The following is a 274-nucleotide window of genomic DNA, read 5'->3' as shown; positions in this document are numbered from 1 at the left end:
ACACTGTCCATGCAATTACCCTCTAATTCAATTCCACCTCTTCCATTCCCGATTAGCTTGATTTCAAGCTGCCCCTCAAGACTGTCGAATGTAGCTGTACCTTTTAGGCAAACATAGAGCTTTTGTATTTCTTTAGAGAACTTAACGAAATCATAGGTTTGAAAACTGGCAGAAAATTTACCACTGAAGCTTCCAAATGAAACACTAACAGAGCAAATAAGCCAGTTATCATCAAAAGACTCACTGCTTGGAGAATGTTGGTACTGTTCTACAG

The 274-nt window shown here is 39.1% G+C and carries 1 protein-coding gene; it reads right to left on the bottom strand.

The genetic code is table 11. The features are described 5' to 3' along the window. A partial coding sequence (locus AAEZ00_RS21175) for a WapI family immunity protein (RefSeq protein ID WP_502959355.1) occupies positions 1-274 on the bottom strand: 274 nt, incomplete at both ends.

Origin of the sequence: Shewanella sp. S1-49-MNA-CIBAN-0167 (assembly GCF_040310145.1) — a bacterium.
GTDB lineage: Bacteria > Pseudomonadota > Gammaproteobacteria > Enterobacterales > Shewanellaceae > Shewanella > Shewanella psychromarinicola.
The sequence above is the reverse complement of the archived record's forward strand: the minus strand, read 5'-3'. Positions and strand labels throughout refer to the sequence as shown.